Here is a 25,326-nt window from a genome sequence, read left to right as displayed (position 1 = left end):
GCGAAGGGAGTCTCCCAGATGAATCATCCAGCCCGAAAAGGCTCGATCAGCCTGTTGGCCGGCGCGATGCTGCTGGCCAGTGCGACTGGCTTCGCCAATGTGGCGTCGGCCAATGTGGAACCGGCCAAGCCGGTAACCACGGCCAAGGAACTGCAACAGGCCAAGACCTACACCGTCAGCAGCGCACCGACCGCGCCGCTGGAACTGGCCAAGCCGAAACTGCCGGACGTTTCCGGCTACACAGCCGAAGCCATCGCCGCGAAGATCGTGCGCAGCAAACCGGGCAAGATCAGCCTGCGCCGGATGATGCAGGAAGACGCCCTGAAGGACTTCATCGGTGGCGACAACAAGATGGCCGAGTGGGTGGTGCGTCAGCACGGCATCCCCCAGGCGATCTTCGTCGACGATGGCTACATGAACCTCAAGGACCTGGCGAAAAAGGTCCCCAAGCAGTACTTCAGTGAAACCTCGCCGGGTGTGTACCTGGCGAAGTTGCCGATCGTGGTCGGTCGTCACGGCATCCTGGAAATCGACAAGCAGACCCAGGAACTGCGCCTGTCCCAGGAGGCCGGTGCGTTCCTGGTCAACGACGGCCAGCTGTTCGTGCGCGACACCAAAATCACCGGCTGGCGCGAGAAGGACAACGGCCCGGCGACGTTTACTTCGCCGAAGGAGTTCCGTCCGTTCCTGCTGTCCTGGGGTGGTACCGAGACCTACATCGCCAACAGCAAGATCGCCAGTTTCGGCTATGCCAACAGTAAGTCCTACGGCGTGAGTATTTCCCAGTACACGCCGAACATGGCCAAGGTGCTCAAGCGCCCTGAGCCGACCGGCTGGATCGTCGGCTCCGAGTTCTCGGACATGTGGTACGGCTTCTACTGCTATGAGACCCGCGACTTCGTGGTCAAGGGCAACACCTACAAAGACAACATCGTCTACGGCATCGATCCGCACGACCGTTCCCACGGTCTGATCATTGCCGACAACACGGTGTACGGGACCAAGAAGAAGCACGGGATCATTATTTCCCGTGAGGTCAACGACAGCTTCATCTTCAACAACCGCAGCTATGACAACAAGCTGTCGGGCCTGGTGATCGACCGTAACAGCGTCAACAACCTGATTGCCCACAATGAGATCTACCAGAACCACACCGACGGCATCACCCTCTACGAGAGTGCCGACAACCTGCTGTGGGGCAACAAAGTCGTCAGCAACCGCCGCCACGGCATCCGCATTCGTAACAGCGTGAACATTCGCCTGTACGAAAACGTCTCCATGGCCAACGGCCTGACCGGTGTCTACGGGCACATCAAGGACCTGAGCAACACCGACCGTGACATCAAGCTCGACCCGTTCGACGCCCAGGTGTCGCTGATCGTGGTCGGCGGTGAGTTGGCGGCAAACGGCAGCGGACCGCTGTCCATCGACTCGCCGCTGAGTGTCGAGTTGTATCGCGTGTCCATGCTCGCACCGACCAAATCCAGCGGCATCAGCTTCACCGGCATTCTTGGCGAGCGCCAGGATGAAATTCTCGACCTGCTGGTGCGCCAGCAGAAAGCCGTGCTGATCGACCCCGTCGAACGCCAGACCGAAATGCGGGACTGAGGATAATCTTATGCACCCACACTTGATCAAACTACTCAGCCTTTCGGCCCTGACCGCCGGCATTCTCGCGGCCAGCGGCGGCGCGCGTGCCGATGAAGTCCAGGCTCCAAAATTCACTGCCGAACCGTGCTGCAGCCTGTGCCCGGCCGCCCACGACCCGAAGAACTACACCACCCGTTATCAGCAGAATTTCACCACGCTGGTGCAGGCCCAGGGTGACTGGCTGTTCCGTACGCAAGAAGACTTGCGCACCGAATTCGACACCACGCCCGCCGGCTACAAACGCATGAAACAACTGCACGATGCGTTCAAGAGCAAAGGCGTGGAACTGGTTGTCGTGTACCAGCCGACCCGTGGCCTGGTGAACCGCAACAAGCTCAACCCGGCGGAGAAGGCCAGCTTCGACTTCGACAAGGCGCTACGAAACTACAAGTCCATGCTCGGTCGTTTCGCGCAGATGGGCTACGTCGTTCCGGACCTGTCGCCGCTGACCAACGAGTCGTTGCCCGACACCCTGCCCGCCCACGATTTCTACTTCCGTGGCGACCAGCACTGGACCCCGTACGGCGCCCAGCGCACGGCGAAAATCGTCGCCGAGAAGGTCAAGCAATTGCCTGAGTTCGCCGACATTCCCAAGCGCGAATTCGAGACCAAAAAATCGGGTCGCATGGGCAAGACCGGAACATTGCACAACATGGCCGGTCAACTCTGTGGCACCAGCTACGCGATCCAGTACATGGATCAGTTCACCACCGAGCCGAAGGGCGAAGCGGGCGATGGCGATCTGTTCGGCGATTCCGGCAATCCGCAAATCACCCTCGTGGGTACCTCCCACAGCGGCAAGAACTACAACTTCGCCGGTTTCCTCGAAGAGGCCATCGGCGCCGACATCCTCAACGTAGCGTTCCCCGGCGGCGGCCTGGAAGGTTCGATGCTGCAGTATCTGGGCAGCGACGAGTTCCAGAAGAACCCGCCGAAGATTCTCATCTGGGAATTCTCGCCGCTGTACCGCCTCGACCAGGAAACCATCTACCGCCAGATGATGGCGCTGCTGGACAACGGTTGCGAAGGCAAGGATGCACAGATGTCCGGCAGCGCCACGCTCAAGCCGGGCAAAAACGAGTTGATGGTCAACAGCAAGAACATGGACCTGCGCAACGGTAGCCACCAGGTCGACATTCGCTTCGCCGACACGTCGGTGAAAACCCTGCAAGCCACCCTCTGGTACATGAACGGTCGCCACGAGGACATCAAGATCGACAAACCGGAAACCTCCGACACCGACGGGCGTTTCGCCTTCGAGTTGCGCACGGACGAAGACTGGGCCTCGCAGAACCTGCTGGCCGTTGAAGTCCAGGGCCCGGAACAAGCGGGTGCCGCGCCACAGAAAGTCGAAGCGAAAATCTGCAAACGCAACGTATTCCCGGGCGCCGAACAGCGTACTGCTTCGGTCGGGCAATGAGGTCTGCTATGCGCTATCCGAAATTTTCAACTCTGTTGGCACCGACGCTCTTGAGCCTGGCGATGTTCGCCGGGGCCACGCAAGCGGCTGCGCCACTGCGTCCACCCCAGGGCTATTTGGCGCCTGTGGATAAATTCAAGACGGGCGACAAGAGCGAAGGCTGCGATGCGGTGCCGACGCCGTACACCGGATCGTTGCAATTTCGCAGCAAGTACGAAGGTTCGGACAAGGCCCGCGCGACCCTGAACGAGCAGTCGGAAAAAGCCTTCCGCGAAAGCACCGCCGACATCACCAAGATCGAGCGCGGCATCAGCAAGCACGTGATGCAGTTCATGCGTGACGGTCGCCCGGAACAGCTTGACTGCATGCTGAACTGGCTGACGACCTGGGCCCAGGCCGATGCCTTGATGTCCAAGGACTTCAACCACACTGGCAAGTCGATGCGCAAATGGGCGCTGGGCAGCATGGCTTCGGCGTACATCCGCCTGAAGTTTTCCGACTCCCGCCCGCTGGCCACCCATCAACAGCAAGCGCAGTTGATCGAAGCCTGGTTCAGCAAGATGGCCGATCAGGTGGTCAGCGACTGGGACAACCTGCCGCTCGACCAGACCAACAACCACTCGTACTGGGCCGCCTGGTCGGTGATGGCCACCTCCGTCGCCACCAACCGTCGCGACCTGTTCGACTGGGCAGTGAAGGAATACAAGGTCGGCGCCAACCAGGTCGACGCCGACGGCTACCTGCCCAACGAACTCAAGCGTCAGCAACGGGCCCTGGCTTACCACAACTACGCCCTGCCGCCGCTGGCGATGATCGCCAGTTTCGCTCAGGTCAACGGTGTGGACTTGCGTCAGGAAAACAATGGCGCACTCAAACGCCTGGGTGACCGGGTGCTGTCCGGGGTGAAAGACCCGGATGAGTTCGAGGAAAAGAACGGCAAGGAACAGGACATGACCGACCTGAAGGTCGACTCGAAATTTGCCTGGCTCGAACCGTTCTGTTCGCTCTACACCTGCTCGCCCGAGGTGCTGGCGAAGAAGCACAAGATGCAACCGTTCAAGTCCTTCCGCCTCGGCGGTGACCTGACCAAGGTCTACGACCCGGCCAATGAAAAGGGCAGCAAGGGTTCCTAGACCAGACACAACCCCCTGTAGGAGTTGCCGAAGGCTGCGATCTTTTGATCCTGTTTTTAAAAAATCGCAGCCTTCGGCAGCTCCTACAGGGTCGGTGTCGAAAGTAGGTTTTGTGAGTTAGCCCCCCGGATTTCCGTGGGGGGTTTGGGGGGGCCGTTGGCCCTTGACTGTTGGTTCAAACAAGGAGAGACCGGGATGGTTTTTTCATCCAACGTGTTCCTGTTTTTGTTCTTGCCGATCTTCCTCGGCTTGTACTATCTGAGCGGGCAACGCTATCGCAATTTGCTGCTGCTGATTGCCAGTTACGTGTTCTACGCCTGGTGGCGTGTGGACTTCCTCGCGCTGTTCGCCGGCGTCACCCTGTGGAACTACTGGATCGGCCTGAAAGTCGGTGCCGCCGGGGTCAGGACCAAACCGGCGCAGCGCTGGTTGCTGCTCGGCGTGGCCGTCGACCTGTGCATCCTCGGCTACTTCAAGTACGCCAACTTCGGCGTCGACAGCATCAACGCAATGATGACGTCGGTGGGCCTTGAGCCCTTCATCCTGACTCACGTGCTGCTGCCGATCGGGATCTCGTTCTATGTCTTCGAGTCCATCAGCTACATCATCGACGTCTACCGTGGCGACACCCCGGCGACCCGCAACCTGATCGACTTCGCGGCGTTCGTGGCGATCTTCCCGCACCTGATCGCCGGCCCCGTGTTGCGTTTCCGCGACCTGGCCGACCAGTTCAACAACCGCACCCACACCCTCGACAAGTTCTCCGAGGGCTGCACGCGGTTCATGCAGGGTTTCATCAAGAAAGTCTTCATCGCCGACACCCTGGCGGTGGTGGCCGACCACTGCTTCGCCCTGCAAAACCCGACCACGGGCGATGCCTGGCTCGGCGCGCTGGCGTACACCGCGCAGCTGTATTTCGACTTCTCCGGTTACAGCGACATGGCCATCGGCCTTGGCCTGATGATGGGTTTCCGTTTCATGGAGAACTTCAAGCAGCCGTATGTCAGCCAGTCGATCACCGAGTTCTGGCGGCGCTGGCACATCAGCCTGTCGACCTGGCTGCGTGACTATCTGTACATCACCCTCGGCGGTAACCGCAAAGGCACGCTGATGACCTATCGCAACCTGTTCCTGACCATGCTGCTCGGTGGTCTGTGGCACGGCGCGAACATCACCTACATCGTCTGGGGTGCATGGCACGGCATGTGGCTGGCGATCGAGAAAGCCATCGGCCTGAACACCTCGCCACGCAGCTTCAACCCGATCCGCTGGGCACTGACCTTCCTGCTGGTGGTGATGGGCTGGGTGATCTTCCGCGCGGAAAACCTGCACGTCGCCGGACGCATGTACGGCGCGATGTTCAGCTTCGGCGACTGGTCGCTGTCGGAACTCAACCAGGCCAGCCTCACCGGCCTGCAAGTGGCAACCCTGATCGTGGCCTACGTGACCCTGGCGTTCTTCGGCCTGCGGGATTTCTACACCAATCAGCCTCCGGTCAAGACCAAGCCTGCCGTGAATGTCGACACCGACGGCCCGGCCGCTGCGACACCGGGAACGATCAAGGCCGTGCCAGGGGATAACCCGGCGAACATCCACCAGCCTGGCTACACCGTCGGCGTCGAAGCCCAGGTGCAACCGGCCTACTGGACCGCTGACTGGTCGCGCTACGTGATGCGTGCACTGGTGCTGCTGCTGTTCATCGCCTCGATTCTCAAACTCTCGGCGCAAAGCTTCTCGCCGTTCCTTTACTTCCAGTTCTGAGGGATCTGACCATGACCCGCTCATTACGCATCTTCTACATCGCGCTGTTCCTGGTGACCCTGCTGGTGCTCGGTCTGTGGTCGGTGCGCAGCTTCTTCGGCTTCAGTACCAACGCCGATGCGACGGTGCTCAACGGTCGCTGGACCAAGGCCGTGGAAACGCACTACGACGACGAGTTCCCGATCAAGCGCCTGGGCACCAACCTCTGGGCCGCGCTGGATTTCAAACTGTTCAACGAAGGTCGTCCGGGCGTGGTGCTCGGTCGCGACCAGTGGTTGTACAGCGATGAAGAATTCCACCCGGTGGTCAACGAAGAGCTGAACCTGCAAGGCAACTACGCGCTGGTCGAAGGCGTGCGCCAGACCTTGAAGGAAAAAGGCGTGCAACTGGTGATGGCCGTGGTTCCGGCCAAGGTGCGCCTGTACCCGGAACACCTCGGTGAGGTGAAACCGGCGAGCATCCACGCCAACCTCTACAAGGACTTCCACCAGCGCCTGGCCGCCGACCGGATTCCGGCCCCTGACCTGCTCGGCCCGCTGCAACAGGCCAAGCAGGATGGCCAGCAAGTGTTCCTGCGCACCGACACCCACTGGACGCCGCAAGGTGCCGAGATCGCCGCCAACCGTCTGGCCAGGACCATTGCCGACAAATACCCGCTGAGCGGCGAGCCGCAGCGCTTCGTCACCGAACCTGCCGAGACCGTCACCCACAAGGGCGACCTGCGTCTGTTCCTGCCACTGGACCCGCTGTTCGAAAACCTGATGCCTAAACAGGAGCAATTGCAGAAGCGCAATACGGTCGCGGCTGAAGATCAATCCGCCGGTGACGACGCGCTGTTCGCCAACACCGAAGTGCCGGTGGCCCTGATTGGCACCAGCTACAGCGCCAACCCGAACTGGAACTTCGTCGGCGCGCTCAAGCAAGCGCTGAACAGCGATGTGGTCAATTACGCCGAAGACGGCCATGGCCCGATTCTGCCGATGCTCAGCTACCTCAAGAGCGACGCCTTCAAGAACAGCCCGCCACAGGTGCTGATCTGGGAGTTCCCTGAACGATATCTGCCTGTGAACAACGAAATCGGCGACGCCGACCCGCAGTGGGTCGCAGAGCTTAAACAAGCCGGCGCCCGCCAACAAAACGTAGCCATCAACAACAAATCCGAGACGCCCGACCGGGCGCAAAACTGAAAGAGAGGTACACCATGACTTTCACTACAACTCCTCGTCGTCTCGCCAAACGCCTTGCCCTGGTTGCCGGCCTCAGCGTGCTGTCGGTACAGGCTTTCGCCGGTGGCGACGCCGCCCTGTACGGCCCGACCGCACCGAAAGGCTCGACCTTCGTGCGTATCTACAACGCCAGCAACGCCGAAGTCAGCGCCACCGTCGGCAACACCAACCTGAGCGATGTCGCGCCACTGTCGAGCAGTGACTTCAGCTTCATGCCGGGCGGCGACTACAGCGCCAAGGTCGGTAGCCAGAGCCTGCCGGTGAAACTGGCCGGCGACCACTATTACACCCTGGTCAACAACGCCAGCGGCGCACCGCAACTGATCGAAGAGCCGCCGTTCAAGAACAAGCAGAAGTCCCTGGTACGCGTGCAAAACCTCAGCGACAAGGCACTGACCCTGAAGACCGCCGATGGCAAGACCGACGTAGTCCCGAACGTTGCGCCCAAGGGTCGCGGCGAACGTGAAATCAACCCGGTCAAGGTCAGCCTGGCCTTGTACGACGGCACCACCAAGGTCGGCGACGTGAAACCGGTCGCCCTGGAACGCGGTGAAGCCGCGGTGCTGTACGTCACCGGCAGCGGCAGCAGCCTGTCGCCGGTCTGGGTAAAACGCCCGGTGTCGACGCGCTAAAGAACTTTCCGCAGAGGTAACGTCGATCTCTGTAGGAGCTGCCGCAGGCTGCGATCTTTTGATTCTCGGCGTCATTGAATGCGCCAAAAGATCGCAGCCTTCGGCAGCTCCTACACAGGCAGCGCAACCCCTGCGACACGGAACAAAAACAAGAGTGAAACGACAGAACGCAGTAGCTCTAACCAATCGATATTCAAGGAGTAACAACATGATTCCGGTGATCTTGTCAGGTGGTAGTGGCTCACGTCTTTGGCCGCTTTCCCGTAAACAATTCCCTAAGCAGTTCCTGGCCCTGACCGGCGAACACACCCTGTTCCAGCAAACCCTGGAACGCCTGGTGTTCGAAGGCATGGACACGCCAATCGTGGTCTGCAACAAGGACCACCGCTTCATCGTCAACGAGCAATTAGCGGCGCGCAAACTGGAAACCCAACGCATCCTGATGGAACCGTTCGGTCGCAACACCGCGCCGGCCGTGGCCCTGACTGCGATGATGCTGGTCAGCGAAGGTCGCGACGAGCTGATGCTGGTACTGCCGGCCGACCACGTGCTGGAAGACCAGAAAGCCCTGCAACGCGCCCTGGCCCTGGCCACCGTCGCCGCCGAAAACGGTGAAATGGTGCTGTTCGGCGTGCCGGCCACCAAGCCGGAAACCGGTTATGGCTACATCAAGTCGACCAACGACTCGCTGCTGCCTGAAGGCGTCAGCCGTGTCTCGCACTTCGTCGAAAAACCCGACGTGAAGCGCGCTACCGAGTTCGTCCAGTCCGGCGGTTACTTCTGGAACAGCGGCATGTTCCTGTTCCGCGCCAGCCGCTTCCTCGAAGAGCTGAAGAAGCACGATCCGGACATCTACGACACCTGCCTGCTGACCCTGGAGCGCAGCCATCAGGATGCCGACACCATCACCTTCGACGAAGCCACCTTCGCCTGCTGCCCGGACAATTCCATCGACTACTCGGTGATGGAAAAAACCCAACGCGCCTGCGTCGTGCCGCTGACCGCGGGCTGGAGCGATGTCGGCTGCTGGTCGTCGCTGTGGGAGGTCAATAAAAAGGACGCCAACGGCAACGTCACCAAAGGCGACGTGGTGATCCAGGACAGCAAAAACTGCATGATCCACGGCAACGGCAAGCTGGTGTCGGTGATCGGCCTGGAAAACATCGTCGTGGTCGAAACCAAGGACGCCATGATGATCGCCCACAAGGACAAGGTCCAAGGCGTGAAGCAGATGGTCAACACCCTCAACGAACAGGGCCGCAGCGAAACCCAGAACCACTGCGAAGTCTATCGTCCGTGGGGCTCCTACGACTCGGTGGACATGGGCGGGCGCTTCCAGGTCAAGCACATCTCGGTCAAGCCGGGCGCGTGCCTGTCGCTGCAGATGCACCACCACCGCGCCGAGCACTGGATCGTGGTCAGCGGCACCGCCGAGGTGACCTGTGACGAGAACGTGTTCCTGCTGACCGAGAACCAGTCGACCTACATTCCGATCGCGTCGGTGCATCGCCTGCGTAACCCGGGGAAGATTCCGTTGGAGATCATCGAGGTTCAATCCGGCAGCTACCTGGGTGAGGACGATATCGAGCGGTTTGAAGATATCTACGGGCGCTCGACGCCGGTTGAGCGTGGCGTGTCGGTGAAAACCATCGCGCAGTAACGTTCAGTAAAACAAGAAGCCCTCGTCCAGCCTGTTGCGTTCCCTATCCGCAGCAGGCTGGGCGGGGGCTTTTTTTGCACTGGATTTGTGTTGCCTTGGCTGGCCTGCTCGCGATGGGGCCAGTCAGCACACCCCCTAATCGCCCATCGCCAACCCCACCTGCGCTTAGGTAGGATGACCCTCTCTATTCTCGAGATTTCACGTCATGTTCATCGGCGTTCTACTGGTCATCACCTGGCTGATCCTGTTGCTGCGCTATCCGGCCAAGGCCTTGCCCGTATCCATGGCCGCCGCCGCGGGGCTGGGTATCGTCGCCACCTGGGTCATCTGGATGGACCACCACGAGCTCAAGCAGCTGCAACGCCTGGAGTTGCGCATCAGTTACGCGCCACAACAATGTCCCGCCGACCGCCCATTGCAATTGACCCTGAACAACGGCAATGACGTGCCGCTGACTGAGTTGCGCTGGCGGGTCGCGGCTTATGCACCGGGCGATACGGTGAACCTGGCCGACAATCAATACACCGCCCCGCGCTATCGCGGCCCCGGCGAATTGCAGGCCGGTGGTAACTGGGAAGACTGTTTGCCGCTGCCGCCACTGCGTCCTGGCTACCGTCCGGAAACCCTGGAGTTTCGCGCCGAGCGATTGCAGGGTAGTTTTTCCGACTGACCCCTCCTCCATTTTTTGCACAAGGAATGCGCCATGCCCGTTGCGTTGATTACCGGTTGTTCCAGCGGCATTGGCCGCGCCCTTGCCGATACGTTCAAGGTCGCCGGCTATGAAGTCTGGGCCAGTGCGCGCAAGGCCGAAGATGTCGCCATGCTGAGCGCTGCCGGATTTACCGCCGTGCAACTTGACGTAAATGACGGTGTTGCCCTTGAGCAGTTGAGCGAGCGCATCAACCAGGAGCGCGGCGGTCTCGACGTGCTGATCAACAACGCAGGTTATGGCGCCATGGGGCCGCTGCTCGATGGCGGCGTGCCGGCCATGCAGCGCCAGTTCGAAACCAATGTGTTCGCTGTCGTTGGCGTCACCCGCGCGATGTTTCCCGTGCTGCGCCGGACCAAAGGTTTGGTCGTGAATATCGGCAGCGTTTCGGGTGTGTTGGTCACGCCATTCGCCGGCGCCTACTGCGCCTCGAAAGCCGCCGTGCATGCCTTGAGCGATGCCTTGCGCATGGAACTGGCGCCATTTGGCGTGCGGGTGATGGAGGTTCAGCCCGGCGCCATCGCTTCGAGTTTTGCAAAGAATGCCGGACACGAAGCCGAGCAGTTGATCAGCGAGCAATCACCATGGTTTCCACTGCGCGAAGGCATACGCGCCCGGGCCAAAGCCTCTCAGGACAACCCGACCCCGGCCAGTGAATTTGCGGCCGGATTGCTCAAGGCGGTGCAGCAGGCCAAACCGCCACGGCTGATCCGCCTGGGTAATGGCAGCCGCGCGTTGCCGTTGCTTGCCGGATTGTTGCCGAAGGGGTTGCTGGAATCGGGATTGATGAAGCGGTTCGGGTTGCGTGGGCAACTCTGAGACCGAGTCGACGCCTTCGCGAGCAAGCCCGCTCCCACATTTGAAATGCGTTCCCCTGTGGGAGCGGGCTTGCCCGCGAAGGCGCCAGAACAGACTCCACAGAACTCAAGGAATCAAACATGACCGACTACACCGAATACTTCGACGAAGTGATCCAGGCGCACGTCGCCATCGAACAATGGCTGGCCGAGGAACGCGACGCGGCTGAACTCGAACAACTGCTGACGCGTTTCTCCCAACAGTTTTCCATGGTCTCGCCCTTAGGCCGAGTGCTGGATTTTGCAGCGCTGAGCGAACTGTTCCTGCTGGCGGGCGGCAAGAAGCTCGGCTTTCGTATTGAACTCAGCGAATTGCGTGGCATCGCCCTGCACGATGCAGGCGCGACCGTGAGTTACCGCGAGCAACAGACCGATGCGACCGGGCTGCACTCGGATCGCCGCTCGACTGTGGTGTTTGAGAAACACGTTGATGGCCGAGTGATCTGGCGGCATCTGCATGAGACGTTTTGCAAAGAGTGAACGCCCTCCTGACGGACCGCGTTGTACCCTTCGCGAGCAAGTCGGTCTATCGGTTATGCCCCCTCACCTTGCTTGACCACCACCGTACAAGTAATCCCCGCCGCCAACAGCACCCCTTCCGGCACTTCATCGATGTGAATCCGCACCGGCACCCGCTGTGCCAAACGCACCCAGTTAAACGTCGGGTTCACATCGGCAATCAGCTCTCGGCTCTGCGGATTATCGCGGTCGTAAATGCCGCGTGAAATGCTTTCCACATGGCCCTTGAGCAACTCGCCGCTCATCAGTTGCATGTCGGCCTTATCACCCACGCGCACATGGGGCAGCTTGGTTTCTTCGAAGAAGCCGTAGACCCAGAACGAGTTCATGTCGACCACGGCCATTTTCGCCTCGCCGATGCGCGCGTAGTCGCCACGATGCACATTGAGGTTGGTGACGTAGCCGTCCACCGCCGCACGCACTTGCGTACGCTTGAGGTTGAGTTCGGCGGCTTCCAGTTGCGCCTGGGCCTGCTGGTAATCGGCCAGGGCCGAGTCGGCGAGGTTACTGGCGTCGTCGCGGTTTTCCCGGGAGATCACCAGATTGTCCATGTCGGCACGACGATGGGCGTTGACCTTGCGCATCTCCCAGGTCGCCTTGCGCGATGCCACCAGACTCTGTGCCTGTTTCACCGCGAGACGGTAGTGCTCGGGGTCGATCTGCATCAGCAAATCACCCTTCTTCACCAGCTGGTTGTCGCGCACCGGCACGTCCACCACTTCGCCGGTGACGTCGGCGGCGACGTTGATGATATCGGCGCGCACGCGGCCGTCACGGGTCCATGGCGTGTTCATGTAGTGCTCCCACAAGGAGCGGCCGACCCACAGCGCGAGGGCCAGCACCAGCAAGGTCGCGAACAGGCTGAAAAACTTTTTCATCGGGGCATTCTTCAGAGATAGAGAGTCAGTGATAGAGAGTCAACGGTAGACAGTCAGCGCCAACGCGCCGAACAGACAGGTAAACAGGCTCAGGCGCAGCAACGCCGGATGCCAGAAAAAACGGTACAGGTCGAACCCGGACAGGAACCGGTCCAGCGCCCAGGCAAGCGCCGCCGCGATGAAAAACATCAGGGTCATGGTCGGCATGTACACGCCGTGGAAGGCGATTTCACGAGGCATGTGCAAGTCCTTGGGAATGACTGTTTGCGAACGTAGCAAGCGGTGATTGCGGATCGAGCAGCGAGGTACGGATGAAGTGCAGGTAGCTCTTCACCCGGCGCAGCGCCGAGGTATCGAAGTGCGGGGCGAAGGGTTCGTCGGTGGACTGCACACGGCTGATCGCGTGATCGACGGCGACCAGCGCGCGCTCCAGGTTGCTGCCGTTCGGTTGCAGGAACAGCCGCACCAGCGCACGCCCCATCACCCGGATCGCCTGACGCCACGGCCGGGATTCGGCATAGGCCGGATGCACCGGCAGAATCGCCTGCTCCTTGCGCAACTCGATGATCGCGTGGCCGACTTCCAGCACCACGAACATCCAGCGCAGCAAGTCCCGCTGCACTTGCGGCTGACCCGCTGCGAAGCCGTAGGCCTGGTGCACCAGATCGCGGGTACGGCTTTCGAAACTCGACGCCAGCCCCTTGAGCTTGCCGCTGATGGCGTACACCACCTGAGCACGCAGGTCCTGTTCCAGGCGACGCCACAGCCATCGGCTGTTGGGCGGCAGAATGATTGCCCCGGCCGCTGCGCACACCAGCATGCCCAGCACCATGGCGATGTAGTCGTTGATGAAGGTGTAGGGGTTATAGACCGTGAGGTTGTCCGGCACCGAACCGGTACTGAAAAAGATCAGCAAGCCCAGGCCGACGCCGACGTATTGCGGCCGCGAAGTCAGGAACGAGCCGAGTACGATCACCGGTGCGAGCATCACGCACAGCAATGGAAATCCGTCGATCCACGGGAAAATGAAAAACATCTCGACGAAGCCGATCAACGCCCCGAGCAACGTCCCGCACGCCATCTGAAAGGCCATGCGTTTCGGGTTCGGGGTGGCGGCGGACAGGCCCACGGTCGCGGCAGCAATCAGTGTCATGGTCGCGCCGCTCGGCCAGGCGGTTGCCACCCAATAGCTGCCCAATACCACCAGGATAAACGCTGCGCGTATCCCCGATGCTGCCGCTGCCATCCAGTTGGTTTGCGGGGTGAACGGCTCGTCCCAGCGCTCCCGTTCGTGACTGTGATCGGCCAGGGAGGCGTGTGTCTGCGCATAACTGTGCAGGTCGTCGACGAAGCGATAGAGCAGTTCGTACGCCGTGTGGAAGTCCAGCAGCTCGTCGTCGCTCGGTTCGCTCTCCTGAAAGATCGCCCGCAGGCTGCGCACCCGCGCCGGCAACCCTGCCTTGTAGGCACTCAGCACCGTGACCAGGCGCGCCGCATCGGCGCTGGTCAGGGCACGGCCACTGAAGCCGTCGAGCAGTTCGGCGAGGTCTTGCAAGCCCGGTTTTATCGCCGCCACGGCATGATCCGTATTGTTGCTGCGCAAACGTTCGAGCAACTGATGCAGGGCATTGAAGCGCGTGGTGATGCCCATGAACTCACTGTTCAGGCGGCTGAGTCGTCCATTGCGCCGACGCATGTGCGGGTCTTCGAACACGGTGACGCTGCGCAGCCCTTCCAGTCCGACTGCCTCGGCAATGAAGCGCACATTGCCAGCCTCGAACGCCTCGCGCTGACTGCGGCCACGCAAGCCGTCGGTGACGAACAGGGCAAACACGCCGAAGCGCTGATACAGGGCGTTGCGCATGGCGGCGCTGGCGGTTTGCGGCAGGATGGCTGCACTGATCAGTGTCGAACAGAGAATGCCCAACGAGATTTCCAGCACCCGCCAGACCGCGGCCATGAACGCGCCGTCCGGGTGGGCCAGCGCGGGCAAGCCGACCATTGCCGCGGTGTATCCGGCGAGTACGAAACCGTAGGCGCGGAAGTTGCGGCAGCGGGCGGCACCGGCCGTGCAGATACCGACCCAGATCGCCAGCGAACCGAGGAACAGCTCGGTGTTCTGCGCAAACAGGGCGATCAGCGCGACCATCACTGCCGATCCGGCCAGGGTGCCGAGAAATCGATAGAAACTCTTGGCGAACACCTGGCCGCTTTGCGGTTGCATGACGATGAACACGGTGATCATCGCCGTGCGCGGTTGCGGCAACTCCAGGCGCATGGCCAGCCACAGCGTCAGGAATGCCGCGAACAGCACCTTGAAGATGTAGACCCAGGTCACGCCGTCGCTGCGTGCCCAGTCGAAGAAACCCCGACGCCATTCCAGGGAGTACAGCCAGCGCAAGGGTGCGGGCAAAGGAGTCATCAAATGCTGCTCAGTTAGAAAAGACTTGGGATGAGGGCAATCCTGTGGCGAGCGAGCTTGCTCGCGCCGGGCTGCGTAGCGGCCCCAAAATTCCGGCACCCCGTGAACATTTTGTGAGTGCTGCGCACTCAAGCGGGAGCAAGCTCCCTCGCCACAAAAGCGGGTGTGCCTGAAACAATCTGGTCACTTCAAAAGGCTCGGGGTTTTCGGCGCCTGGGTCTGTTCGGCGTTCGGTACGTCATAACCGGCACCGAGACCACCGCCCAGCGCCGTCACCAATTGCGCATGGGCACTCAAACGCGCCGCCTGAACCTGCTGCTGCACTTGCTGCTGCTTGAACAGCAGGGTCTGGGCATTGAGCACGTTGAGGTAATCGGTCAGGCCGCGCTGGTAGGCGATCATCGCGATGTCGTAGGTCCTCTGCGCAGTGGCCACCGACTCGGCGGCGAAAGCCTGTTGCTTGTCCATGGACTCGCGACGGATCAACTGGTCGGAGATGTTTTTCAACGCGTTGACCAGGGTCTGGTTGTACTTGGCCACGGCGATGTCATAACCCGCCGAGGCTTCGCCCAACTCCGAGCGCAAGCGTCCGCCATCGAAGATCGGCAAGGAAATCGCCGGACCCACGCTGTAGTTGAGTTTCTTCCCGGTCAGGAACTCCAGCGCCCCGCCGCCGGTGGCCATGTAGCCGAGGCTGCCGACCAGATCGACGTTCGGGTAGAAGCCGGCATGGGCGACATCGATGCCCCGCGCCTGCGCCGCCACTTGCCAGCGGCTGGCGACCACGTCCGGCCGTTGGCCGAGCAATTGCGCCGGCAGCGACGATGGCAGTTTCAGCGGCGCACCCAGCGACAGCGTTGGCCGCTGCAACTGCGCGCCCTCCCCCGGCCCCTTGCCGGCGAGGGCAGCGAGCTGGTTGCGGCTCAAGGCGATTTCTTCGTCGAGGGCGTCGATCTGGCGATGGGTTTCCGGCAGCGGCGTCTCGGCCTGGCTGACCTCGAAATGAGTGCCGATCCCCCCGTCCAGGCGTTTTTGCGCCAACTCAAGGATCTGCTGTTGCTGCTTCAAGGTCGCTTCGACGATATCCCGCCGGGCGTAATGCAACGACAACTCGATGTAGACCCGTACGATGTTGTCCTGCAATTCGAGCTGGGCCTGGCGCGCTTCGGCGACGCTCATGTGCGCCATGTCCACGGCGCGCTCGGTGGCATTGCTTTCACGGCCCCAAAGGTCGAGGGCATAGCTGAAACCCAGCGCCGCGTTATTGTCCCAGGTAGTGCTGTTGGCCAGCTCGCCGGGACCATAGAACTGGTCGGTAGGCCAGTTGTGACGCTTGAGGGTGGACTCGCCATTGATCTGCAGCGACTCGGCCGCTTCGGCCACGCCGGCCATGGACTTGGCCTGACGCACCCGGGCGGCGGCCATGGCCAGGGTCGGGCTGCCTTGCAGGGCGAGATCGATCCAGCGATTCAGTTGCGGGTCGCCATAGGCTTGCCACCATTGCGTGGTGGGCCAGTGCGCATCCTGCGCGGCACTCTGGATCGCTTCGTCGGTGACCAGTAAATTGGCCTCCAGCGCCTTGCCCTGCGGGGCAATACCTCCGGTTCCGATGCAGCCGCTGATTGCCAGGGTTAAAGCCAAAACACTGAGCGGATGAAGCGCTCTGCTGATGCGACGCGGCACTGCTGCGATTTCCTGAGGTGGGGAGTTTTGCGAATTGCGCAATTCTATGGGGCGGCCTGAATGGCGATAAGCTGGGATTCCTGTGAATCTTTGTTACCGTTAACGAGATAATCCGCAAGTCGATCTTTAGTCGCCTGTAAACAAACAGAAACTTCGTGTCACAATTTGTCATTCGACGAGAGAGCACCCCATGGACACTTTGCAAAACATGCGCGCCTTCAGTTACGTGGCCGAAGCCGGCAGCTTCACCGCCGCCGCCGCGCAACTGGACACCACCACCGCCAACGTCTCGCGCGCGGTCTCCAACCTGGAAGCCCACCTGCAAACCCGCCTGCTCAATCGAACGACCCGACGCATTGCCCTGACCGAAGCCGGCAAGCGCTACCTGTTGCGCTGCGAACAGATCCTGGCCTACGTCGAAGAAGCCGAAGCCGAGGCCAGCGACGCCCACGCGCGCCCGGCCGGGCAACTGAAAGTGCACACCATGACCGGCATCGGCCAGCACTTCGTGATCGACGCCATCGCCCGCTACCGCAAGACCCACCCGGACGTGACCTTCGACCTGACCATGGCCAACCGCGTGCCGGACCTGCTCGACGAGGGCTACGACGTGTCCATCGTCCTCGCCAGCGAACTGCCGGATTCGGGTTTCGTCTCCCAGCGCCTGGGCATCACCTACAGCATCGTTTGCGCCTCACCGGCCTACGTCAAAACCAACGGCTGCGCACAAAAACCCAGCGACCTGCTCAACCACGCCTGCCTGCGCCTGGTCAGCCCGGTGATTCCGCTGGAGAAATGGGCCTTCGACGGTCCTGATGGCCAGGAAATGGTCACCATCAACAGTTCACCCTTCCTGGTGAACTCCGCCGACGCGATGAAAACCGCGATCATCAGCGGCATGGGCGTTGGCGTCCTGCCGCTGTACGCCGCGATAGAAGGCCTGCGCAACGGCACGCTGGTGCGCGTGATGCCCAACTACCGCTCCCAGGAACTTAACCTTTATGCCATCTACCCGTCGCGCCAGTACCTGGATGCGAAGATCAAGACCTGGGTCGAGTATTTGCGTGGATCGCTGCCGGAACTGCTGGCGGCGCATCAGGCGGAATTGGCGGCGTATGAACTGAGCGGGAGTCTGGGTGGGGTTCGGGTGGCGAATTGATCCATCGGTTCAAAGCAAGATTGATCCCTTGTGGGAGCAGGCTCTCTCCCACAGTTTGAGTTGTGTACATCCTTGACGGGCAGCTCGGCTGACAGGCCGCCATCGCAGGCAAGCCAGCTCCCACAAAGATTGGGGACATCTGCAAAAACCAGGTCGGCTGGCCGGCCGCTATCGCGAGCAAGTCGGATCGCCGCACCGTCGCTCCCACAGAAGAGCAAAGGCAGATCGGCGTACACAGACGCTCTTCACCACTCAACAGGCCGAGCGTTAGCTCGCCTGCAGCTCTTGATCCACCCGCCCCCTCGGGAGGCTGAGCGGAGGTGTTCATCCGGGGATTGGCGCGCAGCGCCGTTCGACGCAGTCGAACTCATTGCATGTAGGTCGAAGCGAAGCCGACCGGAGGGCAATGCCCCCGGATGGATACCGCAGCGAAGGAACCCCGAGCCTCAGCGAGGGGCCGTACGTAAGGGGCGAGACCTTTGGTTCCTTTGGGCTGGGCCGGCACTCCGGCGTTTGCCAAAGGGACTCGCCGTAAGGGCGAAACCATAGGTGGCCGTTACCGAAGAAACGGATATGTACACGGTCACCCACAACATGGTCGGCCCAAAGGCCGCCAAGACCTAACCAAACCGCAAACTGACAGCGCCGTCAGTTAGCCGTCACCCTCCTGACCAGCAAACAGGTTTATAAAGGAAACTACCTTACCCACCTACCGACCACCCAGCCCCGGCGCCCCACTCGCATGCGAATCCAGAAAAAATCCGCCCTGCTCGTCGCCCTTCTGATCGTCCTGGCAGCGCTGGGCCTGTGGTACGCCAACAAACCGGCCAAGGCCAAACTCGCCACCCCCACCGCCATCCCCGTGCGCGTGGTCGCCGTTGCCGAAAAAGACGTGCCGCGCTATATCAGTGGCATCGGCTCGGTGTTGTCCCTGCACAGCGTCGTAGTCCGCCCGCAAATCGACGGCATTCTCACCAAAATCATGGTCAAGGAAGGCCAACTGGTGAAAAAAGGTGACCTGCTGGCCACCATCGACGACCGGTCGATCCGCGCCAGCCTCGACCAGGCCCGGGCACAACTGGGCGAAAGCCAGGCGCAACTGCAAGTGGCGCAGGTCAACCTCAAGCGCTACAAGCTGTTGAGTGTCGACGACGGCGTGTCCAAGCAGACCTACGACCAGCAACAGGCCCTGGTCAACCAACTCAAGGCCACCGCCCAAGGCAACCAGGCTTCGATTGACTCCGCCGAGGTACAGCTTTCCTACACACAAATTCGCTCCCCGGTCAGCGGTCGTGTCGGCATTCGTACCGTCGACGAAGGCAACTTCCTGCGCATGACCGACACCCAAGGCCTGTTCACAGTGACCCAGATCGACCCGATCGCTGTGGAATTCTCCCTGCCGCAGCAAATGCTGCCGACCTTGCAGGGCCTGATCAACGACCCACGGCACGCCCGGGTCAAGGCCTACATCGGTGCCGACACCGACGGCGAAACCGGCAACCTGCTCGGCGAAGGTCACCTGACCCTGATCGACAACCAGATCAACGCCAACACCGGTACCATCCGCGCCAAGGCCGAATTCGACAATGACGCACAGAAGCTCTGGCCGGGCCTGCTGGTGACGGTAAAGATTCAGACAGCCCTGGATAAAGATGCGCTGGTGGTGCCGCCGACAGTCGTACAACGCGGCCTCGACCAGCACTTTGTGTACCGGGTCAATGGGGACAAGGTCGAAGCCGTGCAGGTGCAGATGGTCTATCAAGGCAGCGGCCAGGACATCATCAAGGGCGTGAAGCCGGGTGATGTACTGGTCAGCGATGGTCAGTCGCGGCTCAAGCCCGGCGCTACTGTGCAAGTACTGACCGAGCCGCCTCAAGTGGTGCGATCGGAGGCCGCGCAATGAAGGGCCATGGTTCGATTTCAGCCTGGTGCATCGACCACCCGGTGGCCACGGTCCTGCTGACGTTCGCCCTGGTGCTGCTGGGTGTCATCGCGTTTCCGCGCCTGCCGGTAGCGCCGTTGCCGGAGGCAGAATTCCCGACCATCCAGGTGGCTGCGCAACTGCCCGGCGCCAGCCCGGAAACCATGGCTTCCTCGGTGGCCACGCCCCTTGAAGTGCAATTCAGTGCCATTCCCGGCGTAACCCAGATGACCTCGAGCAGTGCACTGGGTTCGACCAACCTGACCCTGCAATTCACCCTCGACAAGAGCATCGACACCGCGGCCCAGGAAGTGCAGGCGGCGATCAACACCGCCGCGGGCAAACTGCCCAAGGACATGCCGAACCTGCCGACCTGGCGCAAGGTCAACCCGGCCGACAGCCCGGTGCTGATCCTCAGCGTCAACTCCTCGCTGATGCCTGGCCCTGAGCTCAGCGACCTGACGGAAACCTTGTTGTCCCGTCAGCTCAGTCAGGTCGACGGTGTAGGCCAGGTCGTCATCACCGGTCAGCAGCGTCCGGCGATCCGTGTCCAGGTGTCCGCCGACAAACTCGCCGCCATCGGCCTGACCCTCGCGGACATTCGCCTGGCGATCCAGCAGACCAGCCTCAATCTGGCCAAGGGTGCGCTGTACGGCGAATCGAGCATTTCAACCCTGTCGACCAACGACCAGCTGTTCCACCCCGACGAATACAGCCAGTTGATCGTTTCCTACAAGGATGGTGCACCGGTTCACCTCAAGGATGTCGCGAAAGTCGTCAACGGTTCGGAAGATGCCTACGTTCAGGCGTGGGCGGGTTCGCAACCGGGTGTGAACCTGGTGATCTTCCGCCAGCCAGGCGCCAACATCGTCGAGACAGTGGATCGCATTCAGGCCGCGTTGCCGGCACTGCAGGCGATGTTGCCCGCCTCGGTGCAGGTCAAGGTGTTGATCGACCGCACCCAGACCATCCGCGCTTCGCTGCGCGAGGTGGAAATCACCTTGATGATCGCCGTGATGCTGGTGGTGGCGGTGATGGCGCTGTTCCTGCGCCAACTGTCGGCCACGCTGATCGTGTCGGCAGTGCTCGGTGTATCGCTGATCGCCAGCTTTGCGCTGATGTACGTCATGGGCTTCAGCCTGAACAACCTCACGCTGGTGGCGATCGTGGTCGCCGTGGGCTTTGTGGTGGACGATGCGATCGTGGTGGTGGAAAACATCCACCGACATCTCGAGGCCGGCGACGGCATGCGCGAGGCGGCGATCAAGGGCGCTGGCGAGATCGGCTTCACGGTGGTGTCGATCAGTTTCTCGCTGGTCGCAGCGTTCATTCCGCTGCTGTTCATGGGCGGTGTGGTCGGCCGACTGTTCAAGGAGTTCGCCCTGACCGCCACCTCTACCATTTTGATTTCGGTGGTGGTTTCGCTGACATTGGCGCCAACGCTGGCAGCGCTGTTCATGCGGGCACCGGTGCATCACGCTCATAGCAAACCGGGCTTTGGTGAACGTCTGCTGGCGTGGTACGAAAAAGGCCTGCGCCGCGCCCTCGCCCACCAGAAAATGATGATCGGCGTGTTCACTTTGTCGCTGGGGCTGGCCGTTGCCGGCTACATCTTCATTCCCAAAGGTTTCTTCCCGATCCAGGACACCGGTTTCGTCCTTGGCACCACTGAAGCCGCCGCCGATATTTCCTACGGCGACATGGTGAAAAAACACCTGGCGATGGCCGAAATCGTTGCCGCCGACCCCGCTGTCGAAACCTTCTCGCACTCAGTCGGCGTCTCGGGCAGCAACCAGACCATTGCCAACGGCCGCTTCTGGATCACCCTGAAAAAACGCGGGGATCGCGACGTTTCGGCCAGCGAATTCATCGACCGGATTCGCCCACAACTGATGAAAGTCCCGGGCATCGTCCTGTACCTGCGTGCAGGGCAAGACATCAACCTCAGCTCCGGCCCCAGCCGCGCCCAGTACCAATACGTGCTCAAGAGCAACGACGGTGCGACCCTCAGCACCTGGACCCAGCGCCTGACGGAAAAACTGCGCGCCAACCCGGCGTTCCGCGACATTTCCAACGACCTGCAACTGGGCGGCAGCATCACCCACATCAGCATCGACCGCAGCGCCGCGGCACGTTTCGGCCTCACCGCCAGCGACGTCGACGAAGCCCTGTACGATGCCTTCGGTCAGCGCCAGGTCAATGAATTCCAGACCCAGATCAATCAGTACAACGTGATTCTGGAACTGGACACCAAACAGCGCGGCAAGGCCGAAAGCCTCAACTACTTCTACCTGCGCTCGCCCCTGAGCGGGGAAATGGTGCCGCTGTCGGCCCTGGCCAGGTTCGATGCGCCGACCATCGGCCCGCTGTCCATCGCCCATGACGGGATGTTTCCGGCGGCCAACCTGTCGTTCAACCTGGCCCCCGGCGTGGCGTTGGGCGATGCGGTGATCATGCTCAACCAGGCCAAGGCCGACATCGGCATGCCGACCGCCATCAGCGGTAATTTCCAGGGCGCGGCCCAGGCGTTTCAGAGTTCGCTGGCCAGCCAGCCATGGCTGATCCTGGCGGCGCTGTTGGCGGTGTACATCATTCTCGGTGTGCTCTACGAGAGCTTCGTGCACCCGCTGACGATCATTTCGACCTTGCCTTCGGCGGGCCTCGGCGCGGTGATCATGCTGTGGATCTGCGGCCAGGACTTTTCGATCATGGCGCTGATCGGGCTGGTGTTGCTGATCGGTATCGTGAAAAAGAACGGCATCCTGATGATCGACTTCGCCCTCGAAGCGCAGCGCAACGGCGGCTTGTCACCGGAAGAGGCGATCTTCAAGGCCTGCATCACGCGGTTCCGGCCGATCATCATGACCACCCTCGCCGCCCTGCTCGGCGCCCTGCCGCTGATGCTCGGCTATGGCACCGGTGCCGAGTTGCGCCAGCCCCTGGGGATCGCGGTGGTCGGCGGCTTGCTGGTGAGCCAGGCGCTGACGCTGTTCACCACGCCGGTCATATACTTGTGGCTTGAGCGGCTATTCCATCGACCTGAACCTGCGCCAGAACCGGTGCTGGCGACCACAGACTGAGGCGGGTCATGCGCGTTCTGATTATCGAAGACGAAGAAAAAACCGCGGACTATCTGCATCGCGGCCTGACGGAACAGGGTTTCACTGTGGATCTGGCCCGCGATGGCGTGGAAGGCCTGCACCTGGCGCTGGAGAGTGACTACGCGGTGATCGTCCTCGACGTGATGCTGCCGGGCCTCGACGGCTTCGGTGTGTTGCGCGCCCTGCGTGCGCGCAAGCAAACCCCGGTGATCATGCTCACCGCCCGCGAGCGTGTGGAAGATCGCATCAAGGGCCTGCGCGAAGGCGCCGATGACTATCTGGGCAAACCGTTTTCCTTCCTGGAACTGGTGGCGCGCCTGCAAGCGCTGACCCGCCGCAGCGGCGGCCATGAACCGGTGCAGGTGAGCATCGCCGACCTGTGGATAGATTTGATCAGCCGCAAGGCCACCCGCGCCGGTACACGCCTGGACCTGACCGCCAAGGAGTTCTCGCTGCTCAGCGTGCTGGCCCGGCGCCAGGGCGAAATCCTCTCGAAAACCGCCATTGCCGAGATGGTCTGGGACATCAATTTCGACAGCGACGCCAACGTCGTCGAAGTCGCGATCAAACGCCTGCGGGCCAAGCTCGACGGGCCGTTCGAAGAGAAACTGCTGCACACCATTCGCGGCATGGGTTATGTGCTGGAGAGCCGTGGTGTCCAGTAACAGCATTGCCCTGCGCCTGAGCGGGATGTTCACGCTGGTGGCGCTGCTAGTGTTCCTGCTGATCGGCTGGGCGCTGTACCAGCAGGTCGACAAAGGCCTGGGCCTGCTGCCAGAAGCCGAGTTGGACGCACGCTACAGCGTGCTCGAATCCACGGTCGGCCGTTACGGCACGCCCGAGCACTGGGTGAAGATCAACAACAAGCTCAACCTGCTGAGCGAAGAAGACAAGCGCATCAGTTTCTGGATCATCAGTGGCGATCCACGCTACGAATACGGCAACCTGACCCCGCAGATCCGCGCCTTTGCCCAAGGGCCGCTGGGCACGCGCGACATGCATCTGCCGGACCACCCGTATCCGCTGAAAGTGCTGGTCAGCGAGTTCCCGGCCAAGGATCAGCGCCCGCCGCTGCGCTTTATGATCGCCATCGACACCGAAACGTTTTTCCATACCCAGCATCACCTGCTGGTCGCGCTGATCAGCCTGGCGATTGTCGGCGTGCTGCTGGCCTCGGCACTGGGTTATTGGGTGGCGCGGATCGGGCTCAAGCCGCTGATCAAACTGTCCCAGGAAGCCCAGCGCCTGGCTCCGCCGTTGCGCTCGGGACGTTTGCGATTGTCACCGTTGCCGCCGGAACTCGATCAATTCGTCAGCTCGTTCAACTCGACCCTGGAACGGGTCGAGCAGGCCTACTCGCGTCTTGAGTCGTTCAACGCCGATGTCGCCCACGAACTGCGCTCGCCACTGACCAACCTGATCGGCCAGACCCAGGTCGCGTTGACCCGCGGACGCTCCGCCGAGCATTACTTCGAAGTGCTGCAATCGAACCTCGAAGAGCTGGAGCGACTGCGTTCGATCATCAACGACATGCTGTTCCTGGCCAGCGCCGATCAGGGCAGCAAGGCGACCAAACTCACCCCGACCTCGCTGGCCGATGAGGTGGCCACGACCCTGGAATATCTGGATTTCATTCTCGAGGACGCTCAGGTTCAGGTCGAGGTCAGTGGTGACGCGCAGGTGCGGATCGAGATCGCCCATCTGCGCCGGGCATTGATCAACTTGTTGAATAATGCCGTACAGCACACCGCGCCCGGGCAGGTGATCCAGGTGCGGATCGAAGCCCAGGAGCATCAAGTCAGCATCGGCATCGCCAACCCCGGCTCGCCGATTGCCAGTGAACACCTGCCTCGCCTGTTCGAGCGTTTCTACCGGGTCGATGCCTCACGCAGCAACAGCGGCCACAATCACGGCTTGGGGCTGGCCATCGTCAAGGCGATTGCGCTGATGCATGGCGGCGATGTGTTCGTGCGCAGCGATCATGGGATGAATACCTTCGGTATCCATCTCCCGGTCTGACATACCTGCGATCTTTGCTTTTGCTGTAACAGTCCTTTCATGAATCCGCTCTTTTTCCCCTCGTCTCATATCCTTATCTTTGCCCGCACCAAACAGCACTTGCCAAGCAAGAAGGTTTCCAAGATGTCCAACAGTATGGGTATTGCCAGCGCTTTCGTTTTGTCCTCTTTGTTCCTGTCGCCATTGGCGATGGCGGAAGAATCGCAGACTTTCGTCGCGCATAACGCCGCACGTGCCGCGACGTTCGAAGAGCATCGGATCGAGATGACGGCGAAGGCTGCGCAAGACTCCCAAGCCCCGCAGGCATCCAGCATCCAGGGCGAGCCGCTGGTCGAGAAAGACAGCTGACCGGCACCGATCACTACCGTTTTCAACGACACTTTTCATCGGCTCTTCCCTTTGAAAAGTTGTCTCCAAAGCCGCTGTTGTCAGCGGCTTTTTTTATAGTGGCGACTCAGCCTTCATTGCAATTTCTGCAACGAAAGTCACTGACGCCCGCGTCAACGGTCAATCGCTCGAGCAACAGGAAGGATTCACTCGGCTGCTACGTTTATGCAACTACGCTTAGAGCGTCCC

Annotated in this window: 20 protein-coding genes; 16 read left to right on the top strand and 4 right to left on the bottom strand. The window is 61.2% G+C overall.

The genetic code is table 11. From position 1 onward, the window contains the following. Positions 1-18 precede the first annotated feature (18 nt). From algG to ACM6G4_RS21470, 10 genes are all read left to right on the top strand, one after another. The gene (gene algG, locus ACM6G4_RS21515; protein WP_414914583.1) at positions 19-1,608 is read left to right on the top strand and encodes a mannuronan 5-epimerase AlgG; all 1,590 of its coding nucleotides are present in this window, start codon (positions 19-21) and stop codon (positions 1,606-1,608) included. Between the two features lie 10 nt (positions 1,609-1,618). Beyond that, positions 1,619-3,070 carry an alginate O-acetyltransferase gene (locus ACM6G4_RS21510; protein ID WP_056726194.1) on the top strand — a complete coding sequence of 484 codons (1,452 nt, stop codon included), beginning with the start codon at positions 1,619-1,621 and terminating at the stop codon, positions 3,068-3,070. 8 nt (positions 3,071-3,078) lie between these two features. Next, the gene (locus tag ACM6G4_RS21505; RefSeq protein WP_056726195.1) at positions 3,079-4,203 is read left to right on the top strand and encodes a mannuronate-specific alginate lyase; all 1,125 of its coding nucleotides are present in this window, start codon (positions 3,079-3,081) and stop codon (positions 4,201-4,203) included. 195 nt (positions 4,204-4,398) lie between these two features. After that, positions 4,399-5,964 (top strand): MBOAT family O-acyltransferase, encoded by a 1,566-nt coding sequence (locus ACM6G4_RS21500; RefSeq protein WP_414914582.1) that lies wholly within the window; start codon positions 4,399-4,401, stop codon positions 5,962-5,964. Positions 5,965-5,975: 11 nt separating this feature from the next. Then, positions 5,976-7,151: an alginate O-acetyltransferase gene (locus tag ACM6G4_RS21495; protein ID WP_414914581.1), complete on the top strand. Its 1,176-nt coding sequence runs from the start codon at positions 5,976-5,978 to the stop codon at positions 7,149-7,151. Positions 7,152-7,165: 14 nt separating this feature from the next. After that, positions 7,166-7,822: an alginate O-acetyltransferase AlgF gene (locus ACM6G4_RS21490; RefSeq protein WP_414914580.1), complete on the top strand. Its 657-nt coding sequence runs from the start codon at positions 7,166-7,168 to the stop codon at positions 7,820-7,822. A 208-nt stretch (positions 7,823-8,030) separates the two neighbouring features. Beyond that, complete coding sequence (locus ACM6G4_RS21485; protein ID WP_056726199.1) at positions 8,031-9,482, top strand: mannose-1-phosphate guanylyltransferase/mannose-6-phosphate isomerase; 1,452 nt, start codon at positions 8,031-8,033, stop codon at positions 9,480-9,482. 205 nt (positions 9,483-9,687) lie between these two features. Further along, positions 9,688-10,152 carry a hypothetical protein gene (locus ACM6G4_RS21480; RefSeq protein WP_056726200.1) on the top strand — a complete coding sequence of 155 codons (465 nt, stop codon included), beginning with the start codon at positions 9,688-9,690 and terminating at the stop codon, positions 10,150-10,152. 33 nt (positions 10,153-10,185) lie between these two features. Further along, positions 10,186-11,010 (top strand): SDR family oxidoreductase, encoded by an 825-nt coding sequence (locus ACM6G4_RS21475; protein ID WP_414914579.1) that lies wholly within the window; start codon positions 10,186-10,188, stop codon positions 11,008-11,010. Between the two features lie 119 nt (positions 11,011-11,129). Then, entirely contained in the window at positions 11,130-11,528 is a 399-nt protein-coding gene (locus tag ACM6G4_RS21470; protein ID WP_414914578.1) for a DUF4440 domain-containing protein, read from the top strand. Positions 11,529-11,581: 53 nt separating this feature from the next. Here ACM6G4_RS21470 and ACM6G4_RS21465 read toward each other — a convergent pair whose 3' ends face one another. From ACM6G4_RS21465 to ACM6G4_RS21450, 4 genes are all read right to left on the bottom strand, one after another. Then, positions 11,582-12,445: an efflux RND transporter periplasmic adaptor subunit gene (locus ACM6G4_RS21465; RefSeq protein ID WP_414914577.1), complete on the bottom strand. Its 864-nt coding sequence runs from the start codon at positions 12,443-12,445 to the stop codon at positions 11,582-11,584. A 39-nt stretch (positions 12,446-12,484) separates the two neighbouring features. After that, positions 12,485-12,685, bottom strand: a complete 201-nt coding sequence (locus tag ACM6G4_RS21460) for a DUF1656 domain-containing protein (RefSeq protein WP_007896379.1) — start codon at positions 12,683-12,685, stop codon at positions 12,485-12,487. Next, positions 12,675-14,867 (bottom strand): FUSC family protein, encoded by a 2,193-nt coding sequence (locus ACM6G4_RS21455; RefSeq protein ID WP_414914576.1) that lies wholly within the window; start codon positions 14,865-14,867, stop codon positions 12,675-12,677. Before ACM6G4_RS21455 ends, ACM6G4_RS21460 begins: the two co-directional genes overlap by 11 nt. Positions 14,868-15,050: 183 nt before the next feature. Next, positions 15,051-16,550 carry an efflux transporter outer membrane subunit gene (locus ACM6G4_RS21450; protein ID WP_414914575.1) on the bottom strand — a complete coding sequence of 500 codons (1,500 nt, stop codon included), beginning with the start codon at positions 16,548-16,550 and terminating at the stop codon, positions 15,051-15,053. Positions 16,551-16,740: 190 nt separating this feature from the next. Between ACM6G4_RS21450 and ACM6G4_RS21445 the strand changes: the two genes are divergently transcribed. The 6 genes from ACM6G4_RS21445 (at position 16,741) to ACM6G4_RS21420 (ending at position 25,098) form a co-directional block, all read left to right on the top strand. Then, positions 16,741-17,709, top strand: coding sequence for a LysR family transcriptional regulator (locus tag ACM6G4_RS21445; RefSeq protein ID WP_056726206.1), 969 nt, complete (start codon positions 16,741-16,743; stop codon positions 17,707-17,709). A gap of 742 nt (positions 17,710-18,451) precedes the next feature. Continuing rightward, a complete protein-coding gene (locus tag ACM6G4_RS21440) occupies positions 18,452-19,612 on the top strand; it encodes an efflux RND transporter periplasmic adaptor subunit (protein ID WP_414914574.1) in 1,161 nt (386 codons plus the stop codon). Continuing rightward, complete coding sequence (locus ACM6G4_RS21435) at positions 19,609-22,710, top strand: multidrug efflux RND transporter permease subunit (protein ID WP_414914573.1); 3,102 nt, start codon at positions 19,609-19,611, stop codon at positions 22,708-22,710. Before ACM6G4_RS21440 ends, ACM6G4_RS21435 begins: the two co-directional genes overlap by 4 nt. Before the next feature lie 8 nt (positions 22,711-22,718). Continuing rightward, a complete protein-coding gene (locus ACM6G4_RS21430) occupies positions 22,719-23,396 on the top strand; it encodes a heavy metal response regulator transcription factor (protein WP_056726212.1) in 678 nt (225 codons plus the stop codon). Continuing rightward, a complete protein-coding gene (locus ACM6G4_RS21425) occupies positions 23,386-24,750 on the top strand; it encodes a heavy metal sensor histidine kinase (protein WP_414914572.1) in 1,365 nt (454 codons plus the stop codon). The genes ACM6G4_RS21430 and ACM6G4_RS21425 overlap by 11 nt, the downstream gene beginning before the upstream one ends. 123 nt (positions 24,751-24,873) lie before the next feature. Then, positions 24,874-25,098 carry a hypothetical protein gene (locus tag ACM6G4_RS21420; RefSeq protein ID WP_414914655.1) on the top strand — a complete coding sequence of 75 codons (225 nt, stop codon included), beginning with the start codon at positions 24,874-24,876 and terminating at the stop codon, positions 25,096-25,098. The last annotated feature ends 228 nt before the right edge of the window (positions 25,099-25,326 follow it).

The organism is Pseudomonas sp. IT-P258, from assembly GCF_949767825.1.
Classification (GTDB): Bacteria; Pseudomonadota; Gammaproteobacteria; order Pseudomonadales; family Pseudomonadaceae; genus Aquipseudomonas; species Aquipseudomonas monachiensis.
This window is presented reverse-complemented; position numbering and strand designations above follow the sequence as displayed.